The sequence below is a fragment of the Ensifer oleiphilus genome, assembly GCF_013371465.1.
Classification (GTDB): domain Bacteria; phylum Pseudomonadota; class Alphaproteobacteria; order Rhizobiales; family Rhizobiaceae; genus Ensifer; species Ensifer oleiphilus.
Genome location: NZ_JABWDU010000001.1, coordinates 389,577 through 414,465, shown reverse-complemented (window position 1 = coordinate 414,465; position 24,889 = coordinate 389,577). Strand labels below are relative to the sequence as shown.

The following is a 24,889-nucleotide window of genomic DNA, read 5'->3' as shown; positions in this document are numbered from 1 at the left end:
ATGACTGGATCCCCGGAGCGGCTGCGAAAGCTGAGCCGCATCATGAAGCTGATGGTCGTCCTGTGCGGCGCGTTGTTCTGCTCGGCCGTCGTCTATGGCCACTGGCAGATCTTCTTCGACAGGGCCGGCTTCGAACAAGGCATCCGCGATGTGGTTTTCCCGAGGGTCTCGGCCATCACGCTCTCCTATCGCGCGATCGCAACCGTCGTCTTTCTCACCGCCTTGAACAATGCGCTTGTGATCGCCGGGCTCGCCTTTGCCTGGCAGCTGTTCGACGGCTTCGAGCGCGGAGAAATTCTCTCCAGCCGCAATGGCGTGCTCTTGAAACGGATCGGCATCCTCTCGATCATTGGATCCGTATGCATGATCATCAGCAATGCGATCGGCATAATGGCCGTCACCTACGACAATCCGGCCGCGACCGGGCACTCCGTCTTCATCGACATCAATGGCGGAACGCTGATCATCATGCTGATGGCCGGGCTGCTTCTTGTGCTTGGCCACGTCATGGTCATCGCATCGGGGATCGAAGCGGAGAACAGGAGCTTCGTCTAGCGGATGCCGATTGTCGTGAACCTCGATGTCATGCTGGCAAAACGCAAGGTACGCTCACGCGACCTTGCCGAGCAGGTCGGCATCACCGAGCAGAACATATCTCTCTTGAAATCCGGCAAGGTCAAAGGCGTGCGCTTCGACACGCTGGAAAAGATCTGCGCCGTTCTCGATTGCCAGCCGGGTGACATTCTCGAATACCGTCCGGAGGAAAAGGATTGAACCGAGCGCGGGCTCTTCTCAGAGCCCGATTTCGTGTTTCCATGGCGGATTGGCGCCGGCTCGCGAAACGGTGACGGCGGCCGCCTTGGCGCCAAGCGCAAGGGCATCGCGGACGGCACTTTCAGAAAGGTTCGCGACGGCATCCTTCGTCAGGAGACCACTCAGTTTCAGCGACGCCAGCACGCCGGCATCGAAGGTATCCCCGGCGCCGACCGTATCGACGACCGTGACACGCTCGCCGGCGACTTCCACCTTGTGGCGGGCGGTATAACCGACGGCCCCGTCGGCGCCTTTGGTGATCAGCACCAGCTTCGGCCCGCGCGTCAGCCATTCGGCGGCAAGATCGTCGTGACTGCCCGACATGCCGAACCAGTCGAGATCCTCGTCAGAGAACTTGATGATATCCGACATTGCCGCCATGCGGTTCATGCGAGCGAGATGCGCTTCGCGGTCCTTGATGAAGCCCGGCCGGATGTTCGGATCGAAGGAAATGACCCGTTTTTCGTGTTCGCGGGTCATCAGCGCCTCGTAGGTCGAGCCGCAGGGCTCCGGGATCAGGCTGATCGCACCGAAATGCAGCGCCTCGCAGAAATCGCCGAGTGCCGGCAAATGATCTTTCGCAATCATCCGCCCGGCCGTGTTCTCGTCGAAGAAGGCGTAGGTGGCATGGCCGTTGACGAGCTTGACGAAGGCGAGCGTCGTGTGCAGCGACAGGGTGGCCGAGGGGGCGAAGTCTACATTCGCGGCCTTCAGCGTTTCGCGCAGGATATCGCCGAACATGTCGTCGGAAAGGCCGGTGAAGAAGCCCGTGGGAATGCCGAGCCGGCCGAGCGCGATCGCCGTGTTGAAGATCGCCCCGCCGGCATAGGGTGCGAAAGCACTCTCGCCCGCGGTCGTATCCCGCGGCAGCATGTCGATCAGCGCTTCACCACAACATACGATCATCGGCTCTTCCTCCTCGGTAGAATTTCAATCGATTTAAAAAATGAAGATCTGGAATTGTGAGGCCCCGGCATGACCAGGGCCTCAGCAGACTTTATGCCAGAGCGCTGACGCCGCCATTGCGGCCCGACCAGGCCAGCGGGTCATTGAGGAAGGCCTCGACTTCGCCCAGCGTCTTGTCGTCGAACAGCGCCTGCTCGCGGGCAACGGCCAGAACGTTGCGCCAGGTGGCGATCCAGTGCAGGTCGACACCCTTGCCCTTCATCTCGCCGACTGCTTCCGGGAAGATGTCGTAGTAGAAGAGCGCAATGCCGTGGTCGACGATGCCGCCGGCAGCGCGAATAGCGTCGATGAACTTGAACATCGAGCCGCCGGCCGTGGTCAGGTCCTCGATGACGAGGACACGAGCGCCCTCCGGCATGTGACCTTCGATCTGGGCATTGCGGCCGTGGCCCTTCGGCGCCTTGCGCACGTAGATCATCGGCAGGCCCAGGCGCTCGGCGAGCATGGCCGCAAACGGAATGCCCGCCGTCTCGCCGCCGGCCACAACGTCGAACTGCTCGAAGCCCGCCTCGCGCAGGATGGATGCTGCGGCAAAATCCATCACCGCCGAGCGGATGCGCGGATAGGAAATCAGCTTGCGGCAGTCGATATAGACAGGGCTCGCCATGCCGGACGACAGCTTGTAGGGCTTGTCGGCGCTGAAGTGCACCGCCTTGATCTCCCAGAGCATCTTTGCGACCAGCTCGGCCATCACGGCCTTGTCGGTAAACGCGTTCGAGAACATCAAACTCTCCTTAATCTCTTCAATCTTTTCGAGCGATCAGACGACGGCCCAGTGCAGCGGGAACATCGGATCAAAAACAGTGACAGGGCCGGCGCCCGTATCGATCTTGGCGGGATAGCTGACGGCATCCACCTGCTTGCGCAGCGTAATCGTCTCGTCGTTCGCAGGCACGCCGTACCAGGCCGGACCGTTCAGCGACGCGAAGGCTTCGAGCTTGTCGAGCGCATTTTCCTCTTCGAACACATGGGCAAGGCAGCTCATGGTGTTGATCGAGGTGTAGATGCCGGCGCAACCGCAGGCGCATTCCTTCAGCGGATCGACATGCGGCGCCGAGTCGGTACCGAGGAAGAAGCGGGCATCGCCCGATGTCGCCGCCGCGCGCAGTGCCAGGCGGTGGTTCTCGCGCTTGGCGACCGGCAGGCAGTAGTAATGCGGCTTGATACCGCCGACCAGGATGGCGTTGCGGTTGATGATCAGGTGATGCGTGGTGATCGAACCGGCGAGATTGGCCTTCGACGTCTTGATGTAGTCGACGCCGTCCTTGGTGGTAACGTGCTCCATCGTCAGCTTCAGTTCCGGCAGGCGCTTGCGCAGGGGATCGAGTACCGTTTCGATGAACACCGCCTCGCGGTCGAAGATGTCGACATCCGAGCTGGTGACCTCGCCGTGAACGCAGAGCGGCAGGCCGATCTTCGCCATGCGCTCCAGCACCGGCATCGCCTCGTCGATGTTGCGCACGCCGCTGTGCGAATTGGTCGTCGCGCCAGCCGGGTAAAGCTTGACGGCCTTGACGAGGCCGCTCTTGTGGCCGGCCTCGACGTCGTCGGGGCTGGTACCCGCCGTGAGATAGAGCGTCATCAGCGGCTCGAAGCGGTCACCGGCCGGAATGGCGGCGACGATCCGCTCGCGATAGGCCGCCGCATCTGCTGACGTGACGACGGGCGGCACGAGATTGGGCATGATGATCGCGCGGGCGAAATGGCGGCTGGTATCGGCGATGACGCCCCTCAGCATGTCGCCGTCGCGCAGGTGAAGGTGCCAATCATCCGGCCGGCGGATAACGAGGTCTTGCATGGTCAGCGTTCTCCTAGGTCAGAGCCCGATGACGGAAACCGCTTGCGCTTTTCCTCATCAAGCCCCCGTGCTCGCGCCCGATCCGCGCGCGCGGCTTTGCAAGCCGGCAGGTGCGGGTGGGGGGCGGTTACTCATGTGGTGAAACCGCGTCTCGATATCACCAATGCAGCCGGGAACACAATCGGCAATCCGACCATCGCTCAGAAATCCGCAAGCACGAGATCGGCTGGCCGCTGATGACCGACGACCCGATGCGCGTTCGGAATATCGTTGCCGAGCGCCTTCCGGCGGGCAGATTCCTCATCATAGCCATGATCACGCCAGCGCTTCAGCAGGCGCCGCTCCAGCTCCTCGATGCCGGGATTGATGAAGATGGAGACGTCGAAGGCGCTATCGAGCTTCGTCCATGGCGCCTCGTCAAGCAGCAGGTAGTTGCCCTCGACCAGGATGATACGGGTATCGGCCGCCAACACCCGCGCCGAGGCGATCGCCAGTTCGCGCGAGCGGTCGAAAACAGGAACCAGCACCTCGCCGTCATTGGCCCTGACGGCGGCAATCGTCGCCAGGAACGACCTGACGTCAAAGGTTTCGGGCGCGCCCTTTCGCGCAAGCAGGCCCTTCTCTTCCAGCACCGCGTTGTCCATGTGAAAGCCGTCCATCGGCAACACCGCTGCCTTTTCTCCCGCAGCGACGAGCGCATCGGCAAGCGCGTCGGAAAGGGTCGATTTGCCGGCACCGGGCGGGCCGGCGATCGCCACGATGAAACGGGCGGCTCCGGCCGCCCGTTCCAGGATCTCTTCAACCAAAGGCGCAACTGTCATGCGGCGAGCGCCTCGCGCGGCGGCTCCTTCGCCCCGGTCATGAAGGCAACGGCATCCGACATCGTATGCTCCTTCGGATTGATGACGCAGAGGCGCTTGCCAAGCCTATGGATGTGGATGCGGTCGGCGACCTCGAACACATGCGGCATGTTGTGCGAGATCAGCACGATCGGCAGGCCGCGCGAACGCACGTCCAGGATCAGCTCCAGCACCCGCCGGCTTTCCTTGACGCCGAGCGCTGCCGTCGGCTCGTCCATGATCACCACCTTGGAGCCGAAGGCCGCAGCCCGCGCCACGGCCACGCCCTGGCGCTGGCCGCCCGAAAGGGTTTCCACCGCCTGGTTGATGTTCTGGATGGTCATCAGGCCGAGCTCGGAGAGTTTTGCCCGCGCCCGCTTCTCCATCTCCGCGCGATCGAGCTTGCGGAAGAGGCTGCCCATGATGCCGGGTTTGCGGATCTCGCGACCGAGAAACATGTTGTCGGCGATCGAAAGCGCCGGCGATAGCGCCAGGTTCTGGTAGACGGTCTCGATGCCGGCGGAGCGCGCCTCCATCGGCGAACGGAAGTTGATCACTTGGCCTTCGAGCCGGATCTCGCCCTCATCAGGCGTAATGGCGCCCGAAATCGCCTTGATCATCGAGGACTTGCCGGCGCCGTTGTCGCCGATGACGGCAAGGATTTCGCCCGGGTAGAGATCGAAGTCGGCATGGTCGAGGGCGGTGACCCGACCATAACGCTTGACCAGACCGCGCGCGGTGAGAATGGGTTCCTGAGCCATCAGCCTGCTACCTTTCTGATCCACTGATCGATTGCGACGGCGGTGATGATCAAGACGCCGGTCAGGAAGACTTTCCACTGCGGATCGGCGCCCAGCATGTTGAGGCCCATGGAGACCACGCCGACGATCATCGCGCCGATCAGGGTTCCAAGGATCGACCCGCGTCCGCCGAAGAGCGAGATGCCGCCGATCACGGCTGCGGTAATGGCCTGCAGATTGTAGTCGGTGACCGCTGCCGAGGGCGAGATCGAGCCGTTGCGGCCGATCGACACCCAGGCGGCGAGTGCCGCGATCAGGCCGGCGAGCGTATACGCGCTGAGCAGCACCCGGCCGGTGCGGATACCGGAGAGCTTGGCAGCCTCCGGATCATCGCCGACCGCATAGAGATGCCGACCCCAGGCCGTGTGATTGAGCGCGTACCAGAGGCCGAGCACCAGCACGACCATCATCACCACGCCGAGCGTGAAGACGGCCGACCCGATCTTGAAGCTGACGCCGAAGACGTGAAGCATCTGGGTGACGGCGGTCACGTCAGCCTCGCGGATCGTCGCGTTGGCCGAGTAGATGAAGTTGGTCGCCATGATGATGTACCAGGTGCCGAGCGTCACGATGAACGGCGGAAGCTTGACCCGGGAAACGAGGAAACCGTTGAGAAAGCCGCAGGCACCGCCGACGAGGAATCCGAGAAAGATCGCGATCGGCGCCGGAAGGCCGTAGGTCACGGCGCTATTGCCCATGATGACAGCGGAAAGCACCATAATGACGCCAATCGAAAGATCGATACCGGCCGTCAGGATGACCAGGGTCTGTGCCGCCCCCAGAATGCCGACGATGGCGATCTGCTGCAGGATCAGCGTCAGCGTATAGGACGAGAAGAACTTTCCGCCGATCGTCAGGCCGAAGATCAGGATCGCGGCTACGAGCACGATGAACGGCACGGCCGCCGGCGTCGAATGCAGGAAATGCTGGATCTTCTGGATCGGCGTCTTGTCATGCGTATCGAACGACGCGACCTGCGTCGAACTGTTGACCAGGACCTTTTCGAATTCCTGGGATGGCTGTGCGGCTGCGTTGGGCTCGCCCATGGACCTTCCTCCGGTGAACCCCACTCCCAAGGGGTTGCGATTCAATCTGGTGCACAGCCCGCCCACCTGTGGCGGGCATAAGCACTCACTCTAGAGCACCCTGTCTTCAAGTGGAATCACGTGAGGGCAGAAAGGTGCTCTAGAATTAAAGTGCTAGAGCGTCCTTTGTGCATTCACAGGAACGCACGGCACTCTAGAAGCTGCGCGGTTTTCTCCGCCTTGTCAAAGACATCGGCGCTTACGCGAAGGGCGGCCGGGGCCGCCCTTCCATTGTTCGGTCATGCGCTCGAAGAGCGGAGGCAATCAGCCCCAGCACTTGTCCGTGCCGACCTTCGTGTCGATCGATTCGACGCCGGCAGCCGGCTTGTCGGTAACGAGCGAAACGCCGGTGTCGAAGAAGTCCTTGCCTTCGGTCGGCTTCGGCTTTTCGCCAGTGTCGGCAAACTTCTTGATTGCCTCGATGCCGAGGGCCGCCATCATCAGCGGATACTGCTGCGAGGTCGCGCCGATGACGCCTTCGGCGACCGACTTGACGCCGGGGCAACCGCCGTCGACCGAGACGATCAGCACGTCCTTCTCCTTGCCGACGGCCTTCAGCGCCTGATAGGCGCCGACAGCGGCCGGCTCGTTGATGGTGTGGATCACGTTGATATCAGGATCCTTCTGCAGAAGGTTTTCCATCGCCTTGCGGCCACCTTCTTCATTGCCGTTGGTGACGTCGTGGCCGACGATGCGCGGGTCATCCTCGTCGCCGATCTTGGCCGGATCCTTCGGGTCTATGCCGAAGCCGATCATGAAGCCCTGGTCGCGCAGGACGTCGACCGTCGGCTGCGACGGCGTCAGGTCGAGGAAGCCGATCTTTGCGGTCTTTGCGCCCTCGCCCATCGTAGCGGCGGCCCATTGGCCGATCAGCTTGCCGGCAAGCAGGTTGTCGGTTGCAAACGTCGCGTCGGCGGCGGTTGCCGGATCAAGCGGCGTGTCGAGTGCGATCACGAGCAGACCGGCTTCCTGGGCCTTCTTGACCTGGTCGACGATCGCCTTGGTGTCGGAAGCGGCGATCAGGATGCCCTTGGCACCATCGGCGATGCAGGATTCGACCGCAGCCACCTGGCTGTCGTGGTCGCCGTCGATCTTGCCGGCATAGGCCTTCAGCGTCACGCCGAGTTCTTTGGCCTTGGCGGTCGCGCCTTCCTTCATCTTGACGAAGAAGGGATTGGTGTCGGTCTTGGTAATCAGGCAGGCACTGACATCGGCGGCCTGTGCCGGGGCAGCGAAAACGACGCCGAGCGACAGCACGCCGAACGCGGCGGAAAGAACAGTCTTCTTCATGCAATCCTCCCAAGGATGAAAAACACGGCCGGCGTACCGGCCCAGGCCTCGCCGTCACAGCATTCTCCTCCGCTGCAACACGCGCTTCCGGATCAAAAACAAACATTAAATTCCGGGGGTGTCAATAAATAAATCAAATTGAATTATTATTTCGATATGGCATTCTCTGGATAACGGCACTCCGTCGCAATCCTGGGCATTTCGCAAATTGACAGGGTCGCCCGGAGGGGAAACAACAGACCCGCACCAAGCGGGCACGGATGCCGACGGGAGGAGACGGTGGCATGTCATTGACGGACGGCCCCGACAGGGGAGCGATGCAACCTGAGGTCATCGACCCGAGCGGCGGGGCGAACCAGACACGCGTGCGCGCCTATAACGAACGGCTGGTGATGTCGCTGGTGCGCCGTCATGGCGGGCTCTCGAAGGCGGATATCGCCCGGCGCTCCGGCCTTTCGGCCCAGACCGTTTCCGTCATCATGCGCGCGCTCGAAAGCGATGGCCTGCTCGTGCGCGGCGAGCCGGTGCGCGGGCGCGTCGGCCAGCCTTCGACGCCGATGCGGCTCAACCCGGATGCGGTGTTTTCCTTCGGCGTGAAGATCGGGCGGCGAAGTGCGGACCTGGTGCTGATGGATTTCGTCGGCAACATCCGCCTGCACCTACACCAGATCCACGCCTATCCCCTGCCCGGCGATCTCGTTGACTTCATCATCAGCGGGATCGAAAAACTCGAACAGCAACTGAGCCCTGCCGAGCGCAAGCGTATCGCCGGCATCGGCATCGCCACCCCTTTCGAGCTCTGGAACTGGGCCGAGGAAGTGGGCGCACCGCGGGAACAAATGAACCGTTGGCGCGATATCGACCTGCAGGCGATCGTGGCGCAGCGCACCCGCCATCCGGTGTTTCTGCAGAACGACGGAACCAGCGCCTGCGGCGCCGAACTCGCCTTCGGCGTCGGCGCCAGCTATCCCGACTTCGTCTATTTCTACATCGGCTCGTTCATCGGCGGCGGTATCGTCATCAATTCCGCGCTGTTTTCCGGCCGGACAGGCACCGCCGGCGCGGTCGGCCCGCTGCCGGTCTCCGGCAAGGACGGCAAGACCATCCAGCTCCTGAAAATCGCCTCGGTGTTCGTGCTCGAGAACCTTTTGCGCGAGCGCGGCATCGACCCCAAGCCCTTGTGGTATTCGGCCGACGACTGGATCGACTTTGGTGAGCCGCTCGACATCTGGATCGACGACAGTGCCGCCGCCCTTGCCCAGGCCGTGGTCTCCGCCGCCTCGATCATCGACTTCTCCGCCGTCGTCATCGATGGCGGTTTCCCCCCATGGGTGCGCGCCCGGCTGCTGACGGCGACACGCAAAGCACTCTACGACCTCGATCTCCAGGGCGTGACAATTCCCGAACTGGTGGAAGGCGTGGTCGGCAGCCACGCGCGCGCCATCGGTGGCGCGAGCCTGCCCTTGTTCTCCCGCTACCTGCTCGACACCAACGTCCTCTTCAAGGAGCTCAGCTGATGCTGAAAGGCATAGACCCGATCCTCAGCCCCGAATTGCTCGCGACACTCCGGGCCATGGGCCACGGCGACGAGATCGCGCTCGTCGACGGCAACTATCCCGGCCAGGAACACGCCCGCCGGCTGGTTCGGCTCGACGGCCATGGGCTGATCCCGGTGCTCGACGCCATTTTGAGCGTCATGCCGATCGACGATTTCGTACCGGCAGCGATCTTCCGCGCTACGGTCAAACAGGATCGGGACGCGCTCGACCCTGTGCACCAGGAGATCATCGATTGCTGCGGCAGGCATGAGCCCAGGCGAACCGTCGTTCCCCTGCTGGGGCCTGAATTCTATCCGCGGGTGCAGGCAGCCCACACGGTGGTGCAGACCAGCGAGCCGCGGCTCTATGGCAATGTCATCCTGCGCAAGGGCGTGATCTATCCGTGACGTCGCAAGACGAACGAAAAAACCCGCCGGCGGAACCGGCGGGTTTTTCGTTTGAAGTCCTGAATGTCTCAGGCGCGGCGTGCGTCGATCGACAGTGCGCCCGGGCCGAAGGCGGCAAGGACCAGGAAGCCACCGGCGACCGAGATGTTCTTCATCATCATCAGGCCATTGAAGACGGTCAGCAGGCCGTTTGCTTCCGGCGAGAAGGTCGGGATGTTGATGGCGCCGCTGTGGAAGACGAATGCGGTCACAAGCGTGAACGCCGCCAGCAGGTAAGCCGCGATTTTGGTCTGGAAGCCGACAAGAACGGCGAGACCCGCAACCAATTCGAAGATACCGGCGAGATAGGCGAGCACTGTCGGCGCAGGCCAGCCTGCATTCGCGATCATTCCGGCAGTGCCGGCGGGATCTGTCAGTTTGCCGAAACCGGCGGTGATGAACATGATCGAAAGAAGAATGCGCCCGATGAGGACGACGACATTCTGAGACATGCGAGGCTCCTGTGAGAAACGAGTGTTGGCAGCAGAAGTATCAGCATTTTCAAATTCATCTAGCCGCGCGACCGGCGACAGATCGTTCACAACCTAGAGACAGCCGGGAATTATCGTCAACCGACATTTGCGTCGCACGGCGATCTGTGCAGTCCTTTTCGTCGCCAGGGACACTGGTCAGGCCCGGAACGTTCTTTTCTGTTGCAAGGAAGGGTCGTGTGGGCGAAGAATTTCAGGCGCGGCAGGGGACGCCGCTCGGGGGCATCTCATGAACGAAATCAACAGGAGCCCGGCCTTCTGGCGCTCATTCGCGATCTTCGAAGGGTTCGACAAGAAGTCCATCGAGGATCTTGCCGAGATCGCCACCTATCGCAAGTGGCCGGCGGGCACGGTGATCTTCCAGCGCGGCGACGAAGGCAACTATATGATCGTGGTCGTATCGGGCCGCATCAAGCTCTCGCTGATCACGCCGCAGGGGCGCGAACTGATGCTGCGCCAGCACGAAGCCGGAGCGATCTTCGGCGAGATGGCGGTGCTCGACGGCCAGACGCGCTCGGCCGATGCCACGGCGCAGACGGCTGCCGAAGGCTATGTGATCGGCAAGAAGGCGTTTCTCGACATGGTCACCACCCGGCCGGCGGCGGCCGAGTCCGTCATCCGCTTCCTCTGCGCGCAATTGCGCGACACCACAGAGCGGCTGGAAACCATCGCGCTCTACGATCTGAACGCCCGTGTTGCCCGGTTCTTCCTGGCGACGCTCCGTCAGATCCACGGCAACGAACTTCCCGAAAGCGCCAACCTCAGGCTGACCATGAGCCAGACGGATATCGCCGGCGTGCTCGGCGCCAGCCGCCCGAAGGTCAACCGCGCCATCCTGTGGCTCGAGGAAAGCGGCGCGATCAAGCGGATGGATGGCATCATCGCCTGCAAGGTCGGCAAGCTCTTGAGCATCGCCGACCCAGAAGAGGATTAGGCGACATGACCATACAATCTCGCCGGCACTTTCGCTTCACACCGCTGGCCGGCGGGATCCTGACGAGCCTGATCGTCGCGCTGGCGCTCTATTTCTACGCGGAACCGGTGTTCGAAACGCAGCGGGAACTGTTCTTCGACAGCCTCACCCAATGGGTGCCCTCACCGCAGTCGCCTGACATCGTCGTCGTCGACATCGACCGCGCAGCCTATCAAAGCAGGCCGGGCGGGGATTGGGACAGGGCGGCAACGGCCGAGCTTCTGTCCGCATTGACCGAGGCCGGCGCCAGTGTCGTCGCCGTCGACTTCGTCTTCAGTTCCGATTGTGCGGCAGACCTGCCGGGCAACGCGTCGCTTTCGCAAGCGCTTTCGAGGGTCCCCGTCGTCCTCGGTTTTCTCATCGCCGACACGCTGCAGGAGCGCCCTCGCCCCGTTCCGCCACTGGCGCTGAGCCGTCCCTTCGCAGCACCCGAACTCTGGTTCCTCGATGGCGCCGAGACCTCTTGTCCCGCCTTCATGGACAATGCCAAGGCGGCCGCGGCATCGTTTCTGGTCGGTGACGAAGACGCTCGCATCCGGAGAGTGCAGGCGTTCGCGGTCCTTGGCGAGGAAGCCTACCCAACGCTCGGCATCGAAGCGACCCGGCTGATGGTCGGCGTGGGAACGCCGATCCTTGGCGGCGACCCGGCCTGGCTACGCCTCGACCATCAAGTGGTGACACTGGACGATACCGGTAGCCTGCGCTTCGTGGCGAGCGATCCCGAGAGGATTGCCGCGCGGACGATTTCCGCGGCCGACATTCTGGCAAGGAAAGCAGGCAGAGACCGGCTTTCGGGAAAACTCGTCTTCATCGGCAGCAGCCTGCCCAATCTCGGCGGCCTCAGGCCCAGCGCCTCGATGCCGCTTGAGCCCTCGGTGCAGATCCACGCCGATATCGCCAATGCCATCGCCACCGGCTTCATTCCGCGGCGCGACGCACGGCTCCCCGTGATCGAAGCCCTGTTCTCGCTTGCCGCCGGAATTGCGGCCGCCTATGGCGCTGCAAGGCTCAGACCGATGACATCGGCAGCGCTCGGCATCATCGCGGTTGCCGTGGTCGTCGCGGCAACGACCGCCATCTACCGAACCAGCGGTTGGCTGGTGGATGCCGTCAGCATTTCGGCAGCACTTGCCGCGGTGCTGGCGGTGACGAGCACGCTGCAATTCGCCCATATCCGACGGGCGGAGGCGACAGCGCGGGAGAAATTCTCGCAATATCTGCCGCAATCCGTCGTCGCACGCTACATCGACAATCCTGGTGCTGCCCGCGTTGCGGGCGAGGAACGGGCGGTGACGGCGCTTTTCACCGACATCGAGAGCTTTTCGACGCTGTCGCAAAAGCTCGGGCCGCGCGACCTCATCGCCTTGCTCGACATCTATTTCACCGAGGTCAACGGACTGGTGGCGCAGTATGGCGGCATGGTCGACAAGGTGGTCGGCGATGCCGTGCACGCCTTCTTCAACGCGCCGGAGGATCTCGACGATCATGTCGACAAGGCGATCGAATGCGCCAAGGCGATCCATGCGCTGACCGAGGAAATGCGCCGGCGACCGCAGTTTGCCACGAGGGATTTCGGCCGCACGCGCATCGGCATCGAGACGGGTCAGGCGGTCGTTGGCGAAGTCGGCGCCGGCGGCAAGCTCGACTACACCGCCCATGGCGACGCAATCAACCTGGCGGCGCGGCTGCAGGAGGCCAACAAGTTTCTGGGCACGGCCATCTGCGTCGGCCCCGCCGCCGCGGCCGAAACCAAGCAGCACCTTCGCTCACTCGGCAGCCATGAGATCCGCGGCTTTGCCCCCATGGAGCTGTTCACGGTGGCCGGTCCTGAACAGGTTTAGCCCCGCAGCAGTCTCAGGACGGGGCGAGATCAGTGTCGCCGCGCGCCGCCGTGAAGCGCTCCGTCGGAGATATGTGAGACGCGCCTAGAGGCCGACACTGGCATAGGCTTCGCGGATGCGCGCCTGTCCCCAATTGACCGGCTCGCTCGGCGCGTCTCCTCGCTGTTTGAATTCGACGCCCTGCCCGGCGGCGACAATCTGCGTGACACCACCCGCCGCGACCGCGACGCTGCCATGCTCGACGAAAACGGCAAAGGCGACCTTGCTCGGGCCGCAGAAGAACTTGGTGCCGCGCACGCCGATCATGCCGAAGGCGGTCCTGACGGCAACATCGACCTTGGGCAGCCCCTCGGGGCGGTCGAACACCATTCGCCCGGTGCCAAGCTCCAGTGTCCCGCCTTGACCGGCAATGAAACGATCGACCAGCAGATCGGTCTCAGCGCCCAGCAGAACGCGGGTGTCGGCGCCCAGCGCCAGAGTGGCGAAACTCTCGGCCTCGGTGCGGACATGGTCGTTGTCGAAGAGTTGCGCTCCGACGGCCAGAGGGTCTTCCTGCTCTGCCTGCCGGCGACGAACATCGCCGCGGATTTCCGTCGCCTTGCCGATCACGGGGCTCGCCATCGTCGTTGCGACGCCGCCACCCATGGCAGCCAGCAACAGGCCGCCAACCACGACGCGTCTCTTCACCAGCACCTGCCGCATCGGCTCCCGGTCCTTCATGGCCCACCTTCCTTTTCGACGTGGTCGTGCCTTCGAACGTCAGACTTTCCCAGAGGATATCCCCGATATCAGGGGAAACAAGCCGCAGGCGTCTTGTGGTCTGCTCGACAGTGTCCGTCATTTCGCCAGAGCCCCCACAATCCGGCTGTTCCCGCCGGAACAGGCAGTGGGAACCCGTCGCGCTAACTTGGCATCAGGAGACGGAAGAGCATCATGGAAAACCAGCGCAAAACAGGCATTCGCATCGTCAACGCATTGCTTCTCGCCATTGTCAGCTTCGTGGCATTGGCAGCGATCGCGCTGCCATCCGCGCGTGCCGCCGATCTGTCGGCCGCCGACATCTGCGACCGTGAAGCGGGCAGTATCTTCGACCTGCAGCGCAATCAGGCCTACCCGGCTGTTGCCACCGAAGATATGAAGATCGGCATCGCCCTTTCGGCCTGCCGTGAGGCCTATAACCAGCATGCCGGTGCCCGCATCGAGTTCCAGCTGGCGCGCGTGCTCGACAAGGCCGGGCAGAAGATCCAGTCGCAACATATTCTCGGCGAAGCGGCAGATCATGGCCATGCACTGGCCATGACCAACTATGCGGTGCTTGTCGGCGAACAGGGCGACATCAGGACCGAATTCGCCCTCAACCAGAAAGCCGCTACAGCCGGCAACATCCTGGCCGCCTATAATCTCGGCGTCGCCTATCGCGACGGCATGGGCACAGCGGTAAACGGCAGGCTTGCGATCGAATGGTTCGAGCGGGCGACACTTGCCGGTGACGACGTCGCCGCCTTCAACCTCGCCGTCATTCTGGATGAAGGCAAGCTGGTGCCGGAAGACAACGCCAAGGCCGTGCGCTTCTATCGTCTCGCCGTCGAGCGCGGCAATGTCGACGCCATGGTCAACCTCGGCCTGATGCTGGAGACCGGCGAAGGTGTTGCCAGGGATCTGCCCGCAGCCCGCGCCGTCTTCCGCAAGGCCGCAGCCGAAGGGGACGCCTATGCGGAGCGCAAGGTCGCAGAACTGGATGGCGCCAGCGACTTCGAGACGGCCATGCTCGACAAGACGAGCCGCATCAAGTGATGCCTTGCGGGGCGACCGGCAAGGGTCGGCCTGCAAAACCTATCGGCCCTGCGCTCTTGAGCGCCTCTCCCGGCAATCCTGCCTCGCCCACGAAAACGCGCGAACAATGCGGGTCCGCGTCGCGATACTTCGGCCAGACGCCGAACACATGCTTTCCATCTCGCGGCCATCGGCCGCCGACGAGCGACCCGCAAATCCCGCCCAAAGATGCAGCTTGACGGCCAACCGGGCACACGACAGCTTGGACGGGAAGACACCCGCGCCCTTGGAAATGCGATGACTAAGCTCATTATCTTTACCGATCTGCACATGGTGCCAGAAGGCACGACCATCATCGGTATCGACCCCTATCAACGACTGGCCAACGGTATCGCACATGTGAACCGCTACCATGGCGACGCCGATCGGGTGATCTTCACTGGCGACCTCGCCCATCACGCCGATCGCATTTCCTACGAGCGATTGAAGACCCTTGTCGATCAATTGAGCCCGCCCGCGGCGATCATGGTCGGCAACCACGACCGGCGCGATGTGTTCCTGGATGTCTTTACCGACGCTGTGATGGACGACGATGGCTTCGTGCAGCAGGTGATCGACTTTGGCGACTGCCGGGCGATCTTGCTCGACACGCTGTTTGCGCCGCCCTACGACTACCCCAAAAGCCATGCTGGGTTTCTATGCCAGAAGCGCCTTGCCTGGCTCGACCGGCAATTGGCGAATGCCGGCGACAGGCCGGTGCTGATCTTCATGCATCATCCGCCACATGCGACCGGCTTTGCCGGCATGGACATGATCCGCCTGGTCAACGAAGTGGAATTCTATGCGCTGGCGAGGAAGCACGGCAATGTGCGCCATATCTTTGCCGGCCACGTGCATCGCACGATCAGTGGCTCAAGCCGCGGCATACCCTTCTCCGTTTTCAAGAGCCCTGTGCATCAGCAACCGATGCCGTTCGATGCGCCCGATGCCTCGCTTTCGGTCGACGAACCCGCCGCCTACGGCATTGCCGTGGTGACGAGGGATGGCGTTCTCGTTCACACGGAAGACTACGAAATCGCCCGCAGAGACGCCGCCTTCGCGTGAGAGGCATTCCGGCCGCCCGACCTTCGTGCTAGGTTGGCCCATGACCCAAACCAACGCCACCGACGAAATCCTCGACTGTCAGAGCTGCGGCGCCTGCTGCGCCTACTCCTCCGACTGGCCGCGGTTTTCGATGGAGACGGACGAGGAACTCGACCTGATCCCGGAAGAGTATGTCGCGGCCGATCTCGGCGGCATGCGCTGCGAGGACGACCGGTGCACCGCTCTTGGCGGCAAGCTGGGCGTGCATGTCGCCTGCAAGGTCTATGCTGTCAGGCCGATCGTCTGTCGCACCTGCATGCCCGGTGACGACGAGTGTCTGATGGCGCGTGAACGGCACTTCGGGAAGGCCGCATAAGACTTCGGATCATCCGGCGCTCAAGCATACATTCCGTATTCCCATCGGTTTGGGGACGCGCCGATAGTGAAACATTCCGGGAATGACGAAATTTGCCGGATGGATGTTCGGCGAAACGACGCGTATTTTCTGCCCACGATACCCAGGGCGCATTGCGCCTTGTCACCGCCTTCCAGAGGACAGCGTTCGATGAGCCAGAACCAGCTTCACAAATCCAGCCCAACCGCCGATCAGGCCCCGGCACCCTTTGCCGATTTCGCGCCGCCGATCCGCGCGCAGAGCACGCTGCGCCAGGCGATCACCGCCGCCTATCGCCGTCCTGAAACCGAAGCCCTGCCGGCGCTCGTCGAGGCAGCGACGCTGCCAGTCGAGACCCAGAAGGCGGCCGCACGGACGGCCCGCAAGCTGATCGAAGCGCTGCGCGCCAAGCACAAGGGTTCCGGCGTCGAAGGTCTGGTGCACGAATACTCGCTGTCGAGCCAGGAAGGCGTGGCGCTGATGTGCCTGGCCGAGGCGCTGCTGCGCATTCCCGACAAGGCGACGCGCGACGCGCTGATCCGCGACAAGATCGCCGACGGCGACTGGAAGTCGCACCTGGGTGGTGGCCGCTCGCTGTTCGTCAACGCCGCGACCTGGGGTCTTGTGGTCACCGGCAAGCTGACGTCGACGGTTAATGACCGCAGTCTTTCGGCAGCCCTGACGCGCCTGATCGCCCGTTGCGGCGAACCGGTGATCCGCCGCGGCGTCGACATGGCGATGCGCATGATGGGCGAGCAGTTCGTCACCGGCGAAACCATCGACGAGGCGCTGCGCCGCTCGCGCGCGCTCGAGCAGAAGGGCTTCCGCTATTCCTACGACATGCTGGGCGAAGCCGCGACCACGGCCGAAGACGCGGAGCGCTACTACAAGGACTACGAGACGGCGATCCATGCCATAGGCAAGGCATCGGCCGGGCGCGGCATCTATGAAGGCCCCGGCATCTCGATCAAGCTTTCGGCGCTGCATCCGCGCTACGTGCGCGCGCAGTCGGCCCGCGTCATGGACGAGCTGTTGCCGAAGGTGAAGGCGCTCGCCGTCATCGCCAAGAAATACGACATCGGCCTCAACATCGACGCCGAGGAAGCAGACCGGCTGGAGCTCTCGCTCGACCTCTTGGAAGAGCTGTGCCTCGACAAGGACCTTAGCGGCTGGGACGGCATGGGCTTCGTGGTCCAGGCCTATGGCAAGCGTTGCCCCTTCGTGCTCGAGTTCATCATCGACCTCGCCCGCCGCGCCAAGCGCCGCGTCATGGTGCGCCTCGTCAAGGGCGCCTATTGGGACGCCGAGATCAAGCGCGCCCAGCTTGACGGCCTGGAAGACTTCCCAGTCTACACCCGCAAGATCTACACCGACGTGTCCTACATCGCCTGCGCCCGCAAGCTGCTGGCGGCAACCGACGTGATCTTCCCGCAGTTCGCCACCCACAACGCCCAGTCGCTCGCCACCATCTACGAACTGGCCGGCAAGGATTTCCAGGTCGGCAAGTATGAATTCCAGTGCCTGCACGGCATGGGCGAGCCGCTCTATGACGAAGTCGTCGGCAAGGGTAATCTCGACCGGCCGTGCCGCATCTACGCGCCCGTCGGTACGCACGAGACGCTGCTTGCCTATCTGGTGCGCCGCCTGCTCGAAAACGGCGCCAACTCCTCCTTCGTCAACCGCATCGCCGACCCCAAGGTCTCCATCGACGAGCTGGTTACTGACCCCGTCGACATCGTGCGCGCCATGCCGGTCGTCGGCGCGACGCATGCGCAGATCGCCCTGCCCGTCGGCCTCTTCGGCGACGCCCGTCCAAACTCCAGCGGACTCGACCTTTCCAACGAAACCTCGCTCGCATCGCTGACCGAGGCGCTGCAGGCAAGCGCCGCCATCGAATGGCGCGCCGTGCCGCAGCTGGCGACGGGTCCTGCCGCAGGCGAGAGCCGTCCGGTCCTCAACCCCGGCGACCACCGCGATGTGGTCGGCACCGTCACCGAAACGTCGGAAGCCGACGCCCGCCAGGCGGCAAGCCTTGCGGCGAAGGCCGCTTCCAGCTGGTCGGCGGTTTCGCCGGCAGACCGTGCGGCCATGCTCGTGCGGGCTGCCGACATCATGCAGGCCCGCATGCCGACGCTGCTCGGCCTGATCGTGCGCGAAGCCGGAAAGTCGCTGCCGAACGCTATTGCCGAAGTGCGCGAAGCGATCGACTTCCTGCGCTACTACGCCGAACAGACCCGCCGCACGCTAGGCCCCGCCCACAAGGCGCTCGGCCCGATCGTCTGCATCAGCCCCTGGAACTTCCCGCTGGCGATCTTTGCCGGCCAGGTTGCGGCAGCCCTCGTTGCCGGCAACCCGGTACTGGCGAAGCCGGCCGAGGAAACGCCGCTGATCGCCGCCGAAGGCGTGCGCATCTTGCATGAAGCCGGCATTCCGGCCGATGCGCTCCAGCTCCTGCCCGGCGACGGCCGCATCGGCGCAGCCCTGGTTTCCGCCCCTGAAATCGCTGGCGTCATGTTCACGGGCTCGACCGAAGTTGCACGCCTGATCCAGGCGCAGCTTGCCGACCGGCTGTCGCCGTCCGGCCGCCCGATCCCGCTGATCGCCGAAACCGGTGGCCAGAACGCCATGATCGTCGACAGCTCGGCGCTCGCCGAACAGGTGGTCGGCGACGTCATCGCCTCGGCCTTCGACAGTGCCGGCCAGCGTTGCTCGGCCCTGCGGGTGCTGTGCCTGCAGGAAGATGTCGCCGACCGTATTCTCGCGATGCTGAAGGGCGCGCTGCACGAACTGAAGATCGGCCGCACGGACAAGCTTTCCGTCGACGTCGGTCCTGTCATCACCGCGGAAGCGCAAGGGATCATCCAGAAACACATCGAGACCATGCGCGGCATGGGTCGCAAGGTCGAGCAGATCGGCCTGGCGTCCGGTACCGAACTCGGTACCTTCGTGCCGCCGACGATCGTCGAGCTTCAAAAGCTCTCCGACCTCAAGCGCGAAGTCTTCGGCCCGGTTCTCCACGTCATCCGCTACCGCCGCGACGATCTCGACCGGTTGATCGACGATATCAACGCGACGGGCTACGGCCTGACCTTCGGCCTGCATACCCGCCTCGACGAGACGATTGCCCATGTCACGTCGCGGGTGAAGGCCGGCAATCTCTATGTCAACCGCAACGTCATCGGCGCTGTCGTCGGCGTGCAGCCCTTCGGCGGCCGCGGCCTCTCCGGCACCGGCCCGAAGGCCGGCGGCCCGCTCTATCTCGGCCGCCTCGTCGCCACCGCCCCGGTGCCGCCGCAGCACAGCTCCGTGCACACCGATCCGGCGCTGCTCGACTTTGCCAAGTGGCTCGACGGCAAGGGTGCCAAGGACGAAGCGGAAGCCGCCCGCACCGCCGGCAGCAACTCGGCGCTCGGCCTCATCTCCGAGCTTCCGGGCTCGGTTGGCGAGCGCAACCTCTATGCGCTTCATCCACGCGGTCGCGTGCTTTTGGTACCGGCCACCGAAACCGGCCTCTACCGCCAGCTCGGCGCAGCCCTTGCAACCGGCAACACCGTCGTCATCGATGCGGCGTCGGGCTTGCAGTCTTCACTGAAGGGCCTGCCGGCCAGTGTTTCCACCCGGCTGTCCTGGTCGAAGGACTGGTCTGCCGATGGTCCATTCGCCGGGGCACTGGTCGAAGGCGACGGCGAGCGCGTCCGTCAGGTCAGCAAGGTGATTGCCGGCCTGCCGGGTCCGCTGGTCCTGGTCCAGGCGGCCTCAACCGACGAGATCGGTCGCAACACCGACGCCTATTGCCTCAACTGGCTGCTCGAAGAAGTCTCCACCTCGATCAACACGGCCGCTGCCGGCGGCAATGCCAGCCTGATGGCAATCGGCTGATCGAGACCGGGTCCACGAGACAAGACTGCCTCTCCCGAACGCGGGAGAGGCGATGAAGGGGCTGGGGTCAACCCGGTGGCGATGGCCCTCCCCTCTGCTCCTCATCTCTGTGCTTGTCACAGAGATCCAGCTGCGCCGCGTCGGCAGCGCGAAAGAACCTTTCAACGCGACACCGCAAACCGAATCTTCTCACGGCGCAGACGCGCCGTGACTGGATTCCTGTGACAAGCACAGCAATGGGGGCTGGTGAGGCTGATGTGCATGCCCGCGTCCGGTTGAAGCCGAACCACGGTGGCGCCAATCCGCACAATCCGTTATCAGCGTTATCCAAACGGAAGCAGCGGATGTTCACCCTCAAGCGCACGGAAACCTCGACGCAGGAAATCAAGAAGAGCCGGTTTGCGGCAATCTGCGCCCCCGTGCCCGACGAGCAGGCGGCAAAGGCTTTTCTCGCGGAGCATTCCGACCCGACCGCCAACCACAATTGCTGGGCCTGGCGCATCGGCCAGGCCTATCGCTTCAACGACGACGGCGAGCCGAGCGGCACCGCGGGAAAGCCGATCCTGGCGGCAATCGACGGCCAGTCGCTCGACCGCGTCGTCGTTGTGGTCACCCGTTGGTTCGGCGGCGTTTTGCTCGGGAGCGGCGGCCTGATCCGCGCCTATGGCGGCACGGCCGCGCTCTGTCTGCGGGCAGCCGAGAAGATCGAGATGATCGAGACGGTGCGCGCCACCATCGCCTGCGACTTTGCCGACCTGGCACTGATCAAGGCCCGGCTGCTTGCCCGCGACGTCACGCTCGTCGGCGAAAGCTTCACCGACAAGGGGCCGGTGATGACGGTCGACATGCGCAAGGATGAGGCAGACGATATCCTTGCCATGGTTACGGATCTCAGCCGCGGCCGTGCTGTCATATCGACCGACGATTGACCGGCTTCCCTTTGGCCGCCAAATCATCATAAAAACAACCGATAAAATCGACAATACTTAGTCCGATAACAGCTTCGCCAAGGAGATGATCAGCATGAAAACGAGAGTTCTGGGCAAGACGGGTGCGACGATTTCCGAGATTGGTTTCGGCGCCTGGCAGATCGGTGGTTCCTGGGGCGACGTCAGCGAGGCGGACGGCAAGCGGGCGCTGAATGCAGCGCTCGACAGCGGCGTCACCTTGGTCGACACCGCCGATGTCTATGGCGATGGCCGGTCCGAAAAGATCATCGCCGCTGTCCTGAAGGAGCGCGGCGGCGAAAAACCGTTCGTCGCCACCAAGGCAGGGCGCCGGTTGAACCCGCACGTGACAGAAGGCTACACCGGCGCCAATATCGAGGCGTTCATCGACCGCAGCTTGAGCAATCTCGGTGTCGAGACGCTGGATCTCGTGCAGCTCCACTGCCCGCCGACGGAGGTCTACTACCGTCCGGATCTGTTCGGCGCGCTTGACCAGCTGATCACCAAGGGCAAGATCCGCCACTATGGCGTCTCGGTCGAGAAGGTCGAGGAAGCGCTGAAGGCGATCGAATATCCGGGTGTCGCCACCGTCCAGATCATCTACAACATCTTCCGCCAGCGGCCGCAGGACCTGTTCTTCGGCGAAGCGAAAAAGAAGAATGTCGGCGTCATCGTGCGCGTGCCGCTCGCCTCCGGCCTACTGTCGGGCAAGATTGGCCGCGACACGGCCTTTGCCGCCGACGATCACCGCAACTTCAACCGCCACGGCGAAGCCTTCGATGTCGGCGAGACCTTTGCCGGCGTGCCTTTCGATGCGGCACTGGACGCGGTCGAGCAGCTGCGCCCGCTGGTGCCCGCAGGCGTGCCGATGGCACAGTTCGCACTGCGCTGGATCCTGGAGCAGGAGGCGGTCTCCGTCGTCATCCCCGGAGCCCGCAATGAGGCGCAGGCGCAATCCAATGCGGCCGCAAGCGCGCTGCCTGCCTTCGACGAGAAAACCAGGGCCGCAATAGCTGCGCTTTACGAGCGCTTGGTCAAGGTTCATGTTCATCATCGCTGGTAGGACGCACCGCGGCTGCCAATGGGCGTGACCGGCGGCAATTGACATGGCCCTGGCGGGCACTGAGACGCGCCAGGGCGAAAGAAGGGACCATGACCGACCCTTTCACGCTGCAGCGATTCGTCGACGCCCAGGACCGCGTTTACGCGGCGGCGCTCGACGAGCTGCGGCGCGGCCGCAAGGAGACCCATTGGATGTGGTTCGTCTTCCCCCAGCTCGCCGGCCTCGGACATTCGCCCATGGCCCAGCGCTATGCCATTGCGAACCTTCCGGAGGCCCGCGCGTACCTTGCCCACCCGATCCTCGGAGCAAGGCTGATCGACTGCACCGAGACCGTCAACGGCATTACCGGGCGTTCGGCACACGAGATCTTCTCCAGCCCCGACGACATGAAGTTTCGCTCGTCGATGACACTGTTTTCGAAGGCCTCGGCCGCCGGCAGCGTCTTCAACCAGGCACTCAAGCTTTACTTCGCGGGGGAAATGGATCGGCGGACGCTCGACCTGCTCGGCCAGCCCCAGGCATGAGCGCGCACAAGCGCAAGGAGCGTCAGGCCCGCAGTCCCGTCAGACGCCGTGCGCGGCGCTCGCCAGGAAGAACAGGATCACGAAAGCGCAGACAGATAGCCCGGCAACAATCACCAGCAGCTCTTTCATCATGTAACGATACATCGGGCACCTCCTTTCCATTCCGCCGTCGCACGGCAAAACCAATGCGACGGATACGGCAACGCTCCACCCGCTGCATGATTTTTTCTTCCAATCGATACCGATCTGAAGACTCACGCAGCCGCGATGCGTCACCCTCTATATGGGAATCGCACGCGGCGGTTTTGACACGCCGACTTCAAAAAATTGTGAGGTCGCTTCCCTTTTCCGGTCGCTGCAAGCGCCTCCGGATCGTATCCGCCCGCCCCTTGCTTAGGCGCGACGCAATCGACTTTTATAAATCACATTATACTAATATATATAGGATTGTCACAGGCGTTTTTGCCCGCCGACCGAAAGACGTATCACGCTCAAGTGGATTAGCTTGGAGAGGTAGACGGAATGGAATGTTGGCAGAACCCCGGGCGCAAACGCGCCGCCACCGCACCTTGCGGCGCTATCACTTGAACTGCCAAGTTATTGAGAAGAATGGCGCACCCGAAGAGATTCGAACTCCTGACCCCCAGATTCGTAGTCTGGTGCTCTATCCAGCTGAGCTACGGGTGCGTCTCGAAGCGGCGAACCGCTTGCGTGAGCGGTTCTCTAAAGAGTCCTTTCGGGGATTGCAAGCGCCGTTCGGCAAAAAAGATTCATTTTTACGACGACAGGGTCCGAAGCTGTGGATTCTCAACGCGAAATCGGCACGCGCCCTCGCCCGCAACCCCCTTCAGTGCCGGGCTTTCGAGCGAAATGCATCGAGAGGAACGGGACGATCCGGTAGTTCGATGCGAAAAAGCGTTCCGGGCGTCGGCTTTTCCACAAGGGCTATCGTGCCGCCATGGGCGAGCACCAATTCGCGGGCAATCGCCAGCCCGAGACCGGTGCCGCCGGAGCGTGCCGAGCCGCGAAAAGCGGCAAAAAGGTTTTCGCGCGCCTTTGGCGGCATGCCCGGGCCGGTATCGTCGACGGAAATGGTGACGACGCTGCCCATCCGCATCGCTGAAACGCTGACGATTCGCGGCCGACCATCCTCCGCCTCGTGATTCGTCAGCGCCTGGACGGCGTTGCGGCAGATATTGTGCACCACACGGAACAATTGCTCGCTGTCTGCGTCGACCTCAAGGTCGTCCTGCACCTGGATCTGGAACTCGATACCGGATTGCGGATCGATCGAAAGCAGTTCGGCGACATCCGAGACCAACGGCTTCAGCGCGACGAAACGGCGATGCGGCTCTGCCTCCGTGGTGCGGCCGTAAGAGAGCACTTCGCGGGTATAGCCGACGGCGCGATCGATCGCCCGCAGCAGCGTCGGCGCGAAGCGCTTGACGACGGGATCGTCGACATCGGCGAGACGGTCGGAGATCAGTTGCGCCGACGACAGGATATTGCGCATGTCGTGGTTGATCTTCGACACGGCGAGGCCGAGTTCGGCAAGGCTCTTCTGCTGCTTCAGCGTCTTCTGCAGCTCACGCTGCATGCTGGCCAGATGCTGGCCGGCGACCGCCAGTTCGTCGCGCCCTTCCGGCGGAACGAGCACGCGCGCCGGATTGGAGGGATCGTCGGAGAATTCCTGCATGCTCGCCGTCATTCGGCGGATCGGCACGATCAGCATCCGGTTGATCGCAAGGAAGATCAGGGTCGCGGTGATCAGCGAGATGATGATCGACAAGAAGAAGACGTTGCGGGAATAGACCAGCATCGCCTTGTGCAGGCTGGCGTCAGCCATCACCAGTTCGATCACCGCGTCGCTTTCACCGAGTGGTCCGTAGACCCGCACCACCCGGTTACCGCCGAACAGCAGCGTATCGAATGCATCGCGGATCGCCGCAAAGGCAGTGAAATTGGCGGTGTCGTATTCGCCTTCAATCTCGGACGGCATGTCGGCGGCGGCGATCATACGCGAGGCGTCCTTGCGGCGAATGACGATTGCCTTGGTGCCCGTCGCCATCAGCGTGTCGTCCTGGACGTTTCGCGGCAACTCGACATTCTGCAGGCCGTCGACGACGACGGCGGCGGCAGCAACCGTGTTCAGCCGGTCCTGCAGCCAGCGAATGCGCATGTTCGCAACCGAGGGCACGAAGATCAGCACTTCGGCCAGCATGACGAAAACGATCGTCAAAAGCAGCAGCTTGCCCGAGAGCCCGCGGAAGAAGCCCGCGGCGGCCCGCGGCGCTTCCCTCCCCATCGTCGGCTGCGCCTCTTCACTCATCGTTCCGAAATTCCCTG

The 24,889-nt window shown here is 63.3% G+C and carries 23 protein-coding genes, 1 tRNA gene and 1 pseudogene; 14 read left to right on the top strand and 11 right to left on the bottom strand.

The annotated features are described in order from the left end of the window. Together HT585_RS02070 and HT585_RS02065 are read left to right on the top strand one after the other, a co-directional pair. Positions 1-555: a DUF2975 domain-containing protein gene (locus HT585_RS02070; protein ID WP_176351402.1), complete on the top strand. Its 555-nt coding sequence runs from the start codon at positions 1-3 to the stop codon at positions 553-555. Between the two features lie 3 nt (positions 556-558). Then, entirely contained in the window at positions 559-774 is a 216-nt protein-coding gene (locus HT585_RS02065) for a helix-turn-helix domain-containing protein (protein ID WP_025425777.1), read from the top strand. Between the two features lie 18 nt (positions 775-792). On the opposite strand, the gene HT585_RS02060 is transcribed toward HT585_RS02065, so the two are convergent. The 7 genes from HT585_RS02060 to HT585_RS02030 form a co-directional block, all read right to left on the bottom strand. After that, the gene (locus HT585_RS02060; protein WP_176351401.1) at positions 793-1,719 is read right to left on the bottom strand and encodes a carbohydrate kinase family protein; all 927 of its coding nucleotides are present in this window, start codon (positions 1,717-1,719) and stop codon (positions 793-795) included. Between the two features lie 91 nt (positions 1,720-1,810). Next, positions 1,811-2,503 carry an orotate phosphoribosyltransferase gene (locus tag HT585_RS02055; protein WP_077502915.1) on the bottom strand — a complete coding sequence of 231 codons (693 nt, stop codon included), beginning with the start codon at positions 2,501-2,503 and terminating at the stop codon, positions 1,811-1,813. Positions 2,504-2,539: 36 nt separating this feature from the next. Then, a complete protein-coding gene (gene pyrC / locus HT585_RS02050) occupies positions 2,540-3,577 on the bottom strand; it encodes a dihydroorotase (RefSeq protein WP_176351400.1) in 1,038 nt (345 codons plus the stop codon). Between the two features lie 200 nt (positions 3,578-3,777). Further along, on the bottom strand, positions 3,778-4,398 hold the full coding sequence (locus HT585_RS02045) for a nucleoside triphosphate hydrolase (RefSeq protein WP_176351399.1): 621 nt from the start codon (positions 4,396-4,398) through the stop codon (positions 3,778-3,780). Beyond that, the gene (locus HT585_RS02040; protein ID WP_176351398.1) at positions 4,395-5,177 is read right to left on the bottom strand and encodes an ATP-binding cassette domain-containing protein; all 783 of its coding nucleotides are present in this window, start codon (positions 5,175-5,177) and stop codon (positions 4,395-4,397) included. The genes HT585_RS02045 and HT585_RS02040 overlap by 4 nt, the downstream gene beginning before the upstream one ends. Further along, positions 5,177-6,262, bottom strand: a complete 1,086-nt coding sequence (locus HT585_RS02035; RefSeq protein WP_176351397.1) for an ABC transporter permease — start codon at positions 6,260-6,262, stop codon at positions 5,177-5,179. The genes HT585_RS02040 and HT585_RS02035 overlap by 1 nt, the downstream gene beginning before the upstream one ends. 303 nt (positions 6,263-6,565) lie before the next feature. Further along, positions 6,566-7,591 carry a sugar ABC transporter substrate-binding protein gene (locus HT585_RS02030; RefSeq protein ID WP_176351396.1) on the bottom strand — a complete coding sequence of 342 codons (1,026 nt, stop codon included), beginning with the start codon at positions 7,589-7,591 and terminating at the stop codon, positions 6,566-6,568. Positions 7,592-7,875: 284 nt separating this feature from the next. On the opposite strand from HT585_RS02030, the gene HT585_RS02025 reads away from it, so the two are divergent. Both HT585_RS02025 and HT585_RS02020 read left to right on the top strand, forming a co-directional pair. Next, positions 7,876-9,108, top strand: coding sequence for an ROK family transcriptional regulator (locus tag HT585_RS02025; RefSeq protein ID WP_176351395.1), 1,233 nt, complete (start codon positions 7,876-7,878; stop codon positions 9,106-9,108). Beyond that, positions 9,108-9,536: an RbsD/FucU family protein gene (locus tag HT585_RS02020; RefSeq protein ID WP_176351394.1), complete on the top strand. Its 429-nt coding sequence runs from the start codon at positions 9,108-9,110 to the stop codon at positions 9,534-9,536. Before HT585_RS02025 ends, HT585_RS02020 begins: the two co-directional genes overlap by 1 nt. 68 nt (positions 9,537-9,604) lie before the next feature. Here the strand turns inward: HT585_RS02020 and HT585_RS02015 are convergent, their stop codons facing one another. Next, the gene (locus HT585_RS02015) at positions 9,605-10,108 is read right to left on the bottom strand and encodes a DoxX family protein (RefSeq protein WP_281410664.1); all 504 of its coding nucleotides are present in this window, start codon (positions 10,106-10,108) and stop codon (positions 9,605-9,607) included. Between the two features lie 187 nt (positions 10,109-10,295). On the opposite strand from HT585_RS02015, the gene HT585_RS02010 reads away from it, so the two are divergent. Next, positions 10,296-11,000, top strand: coding sequence for a Crp/Fnr family transcriptional regulator (locus HT585_RS02010; RefSeq protein WP_176351392.1), 705 nt, complete (start codon positions 10,296-10,298; stop codon positions 10,998-11,000). A 5-nt stretch (positions 11,001-11,005) separates the two neighbouring features. Then, positions 11,006-12,880, top strand: coding sequence for a CHASE2 domain-containing protein (locus HT585_RS02005; protein ID WP_176351391.1), 1,875 nt, complete (start codon positions 11,006-11,008; stop codon positions 12,878-12,880). Positions 12,881-12,964: 84 nt separating this feature from the next. On the opposite strand, the gene HT585_RS02000 is transcribed toward HT585_RS02005, so the two are convergent. Next, positions 12,965-13,582, bottom strand: coding sequence for a FecR domain-containing protein (locus HT585_RS02000; protein WP_176352155.1), 618 nt, complete (start codon positions 13,580-13,582; stop codon positions 12,965-12,967). Between the two features lie 231 nt (positions 13,583-13,813). Between HT585_RS02000 and HT585_RS32165 the strand changes: the two are divergent. The 8 genes and pseudogenes from HT585_RS32165 to HT585_RS01965 form a co-directional block, all read left to right on the top strand. Beyond that, positions 13,814-14,359, top strand: a pseudogene (locus HT585_RS32165) (sel1 repeat family protein); the annotation flags it as partial. Then, positions 14,336-14,674 carry a tetratricopeptide repeat protein gene (locus HT585_RS32160; protein WP_343213942.1) on the top strand — a complete coding sequence of 113 codons (339 nt, stop codon included), beginning with the start codon at positions 14,336-14,338 and terminating at the stop codon, positions 14,672-14,674. The pseudogene HT585_RS32165 and the gene HT585_RS32160, both read left to right, overlap by 24 nt. 276 nt (positions 14,675-14,950) lie before the next feature. Then, complete coding sequence (gene spdA / locus HT585_RS01990; protein ID WP_176351389.1) at positions 14,951-15,757, top strand: 2', 3'cyclic nucleotide phosphodiesterase SpdA; 807 nt, start codon at positions 14,951-14,953, stop codon at positions 15,755-15,757. Between the two features lie 40 nt (positions 15,758-15,797). Next, positions 15,798-16,112, top strand: a complete 315-nt coding sequence (locus HT585_RS01985; RefSeq protein WP_176351388.1) for a YkgJ family cysteine cluster protein — start codon at positions 15,798-15,800, stop codon at positions 16,110-16,112. A 189-nt stretch (positions 16,113-16,301) separates the two neighbouring features. Further along, positions 16,302-20,009 (top strand): trifunctional transcriptional regulator/proline dehydrogenase/L-glutamate gamma-semialdehyde dehydrogenase, encoded by a 3,708-nt coding sequence (gene putA, locus HT585_RS01980; RefSeq protein ID WP_176351387.1) that lies wholly within the window; start codon positions 16,302-16,304, stop codon positions 20,007-20,009. Positions 20,010-20,353: 344 nt separating this feature from the next. Beyond that, on the top strand, positions 20,354-20,938 hold the full coding sequence (locus HT585_RS01975) for an IMPACT family protein (RefSeq protein WP_176351386.1): 585 nt from the start codon (positions 20,354-20,356) through the stop codon (positions 20,936-20,938). Between the two features lie 94 nt (positions 20,939-21,032). Continuing rightward, positions 21,033-22,019, top strand: a complete 987-nt coding sequence (locus tag HT585_RS01970) for an aldo/keto reductase (protein WP_176351385.1) — start codon at positions 21,033-21,035, stop codon at positions 22,017-22,019. Positions 22,020-22,108: 89 nt separating this feature from the next. Continuing rightward, the gene (locus HT585_RS01965; RefSeq protein ID WP_176351384.1) at positions 22,109-22,543 is read left to right on the top strand and encodes a DUF1810 domain-containing protein; all 435 of its coding nucleotides are present in this window, start codon (positions 22,109-22,111) and stop codon (positions 22,541-22,543) included. A 610-nt stretch (positions 22,544-23,153) separates the two neighbouring features. Here HT585_RS01965 and HT585_RS01960 read toward each other — a convergent pair. Next, positions 23,154-23,230, bottom strand: a tRNA-Arg gene (locus HT585_RS01960). Between the two features lie 160 nt (positions 23,231-23,390). Beyond that, a complete protein-coding gene (locus tag HT585_RS01955) occupies positions 23,391-24,872 on the bottom strand; it encodes a sensor histidine kinase (protein ID WP_176351383.1) in 1,482 nt (493 codons plus the stop codon). Positions 24,873-24,889 lie beyond the last annotated feature (17 nt).

Excerpts from the sequence above, each read along its gene's own strand:
- HT585_RS02070 (WP_176351402.1), top strand. The coding sequence starts at position 1 with ATGACTGGATCCCCGGAGCGGCTGCGAAAGCTGAGCCGCATCATGAAG.
- HT585_RS02065 (WP_025425777.1), top strand. The coding sequence starts at position 559 with ATGCCGATTGTCGTGAACCTCGATGTCATGCTGGCAAAACGCAAGGTA.
- HT585_RS02060 (WP_176351401.1), bottom strand. The coding sequence starts at position 1,719 with ATGATCGTATGTTGTGGTGAAGCGCTGATCGACATGCTGCCGCGGGAT.
- HT585_RS02055 (WP_077502915.1), bottom strand. The coding sequence starts at position 2,503 with ATGTTCTCGAACGCGTTTACCGACAAGGCCGTGATGGCCGAGCTGGTC.
- pyrC (WP_176351400.1), bottom strand. The coding sequence starts at position 3,577 with ATGCAAGACCTCGTTATCCGCCGGCCGGATGATTGGCACCTTCACCTG.
- HT585_RS02045 (WP_176351399.1), bottom strand. The coding sequence starts at position 4,398 with ATGACAGTTGCGCCTTTGGTTGAAGAGATCCTGGAACGGGCGGCCGGA.
- HT585_RS02040 (WP_176351398.1), bottom strand. The coding sequence starts at position 5,177 with ATGGCTCAGGAACCCATTCTCACCGCGCGCGGTCTGGTCAAGCGTTAT.
- HT585_RS02035 (WP_176351397.1), bottom strand. The coding sequence starts at position 6,262 with ATGGGCGAGCCCAACGCAGCCGCACAGCCATCCCAGGAATTCGAAAAG.
- HT585_RS02030 (WP_176351396.1), bottom strand. The coding sequence starts at position 7,591 with ATGAAGAAGACTGTTCTTTCCGCCGCGTTCGGCGTGCTGTCGCTCGGC.
- HT585_RS02025 (WP_176351395.1), top strand. The coding sequence starts at position 7,876 with ATGTCATTGACGGACGGCCCCGACAGGGGAGCGATGCAACCTGAGGTC.
- HT585_RS02020 (WP_176351394.1), top strand. The coding sequence starts at position 9,108 with ATGCTGAAAGGCATAGACCCGATCCTCAGCCCCGAATTGCTCGCGACA.
- HT585_RS02010 (WP_176351392.1), top strand. The coding sequence starts at position 10,296 with ATGAACGAAATCAACAGGAGCCCGGCCTTCTGGCGCTCATTCGCGATC.
- HT585_RS02005 (WP_176351391.1), top strand. The coding sequence starts at position 11,006 with ATGACCATACAATCTCGCCGGCACTTTCGCTTCACACCGCTGGCCGGC.
- HT585_RS02000 (WP_176352155.1), bottom strand. The coding sequence starts at position 13,582 with ATGCGGCAGGTGCTGGTGAAGAGACGCGTCGTGGTTGGCGGCCTGTTG.
- spdA (WP_176351389.1), top strand. The coding sequence starts at position 14,951 with ATGACTAAGCTCATTATCTTTACCGATCTGCACATGGTGCCAGAAGGC.
- HT585_RS01985 (WP_176351388.1), top strand. The coding sequence starts at position 15,798 with ATGACCCAAACCAACGCCACCGACGAAATCCTCGACTGTCAGAGCTGC.
- putA (WP_176351387.1), top strand. The coding sequence starts at position 16,302 with ATGAGCCAGAACCAGCTTCACAAATCCAGCCCAACCGCCGATCAGGCC.
- HT585_RS01975 (WP_176351386.1), top strand. The coding sequence starts at position 20,354 with ATGTTCACCCTCAAGCGCACGGAAACCTCGACGCAGGAAATCAAGAAG.
- HT585_RS01970 (WP_176351385.1), top strand. The coding sequence starts at position 21,033 with ATGAAAACGAGAGTTCTGGGCAAGACGGGTGCGACGATTTCCGAGATT.
- HT585_RS01965 (WP_176351384.1), top strand. The coding sequence starts at position 22,109 with ATGACCGACCCTTTCACGCTGCAGCGATTCGTCGACGCCCAGGACCGC.
- HT585_RS01955 (WP_176351383.1), bottom strand. The coding sequence starts at position 24,872 with ATGAGTGAAGAGGCGCAGCCGACGATGGGGAGGGAAGCGCCGCGGGCC.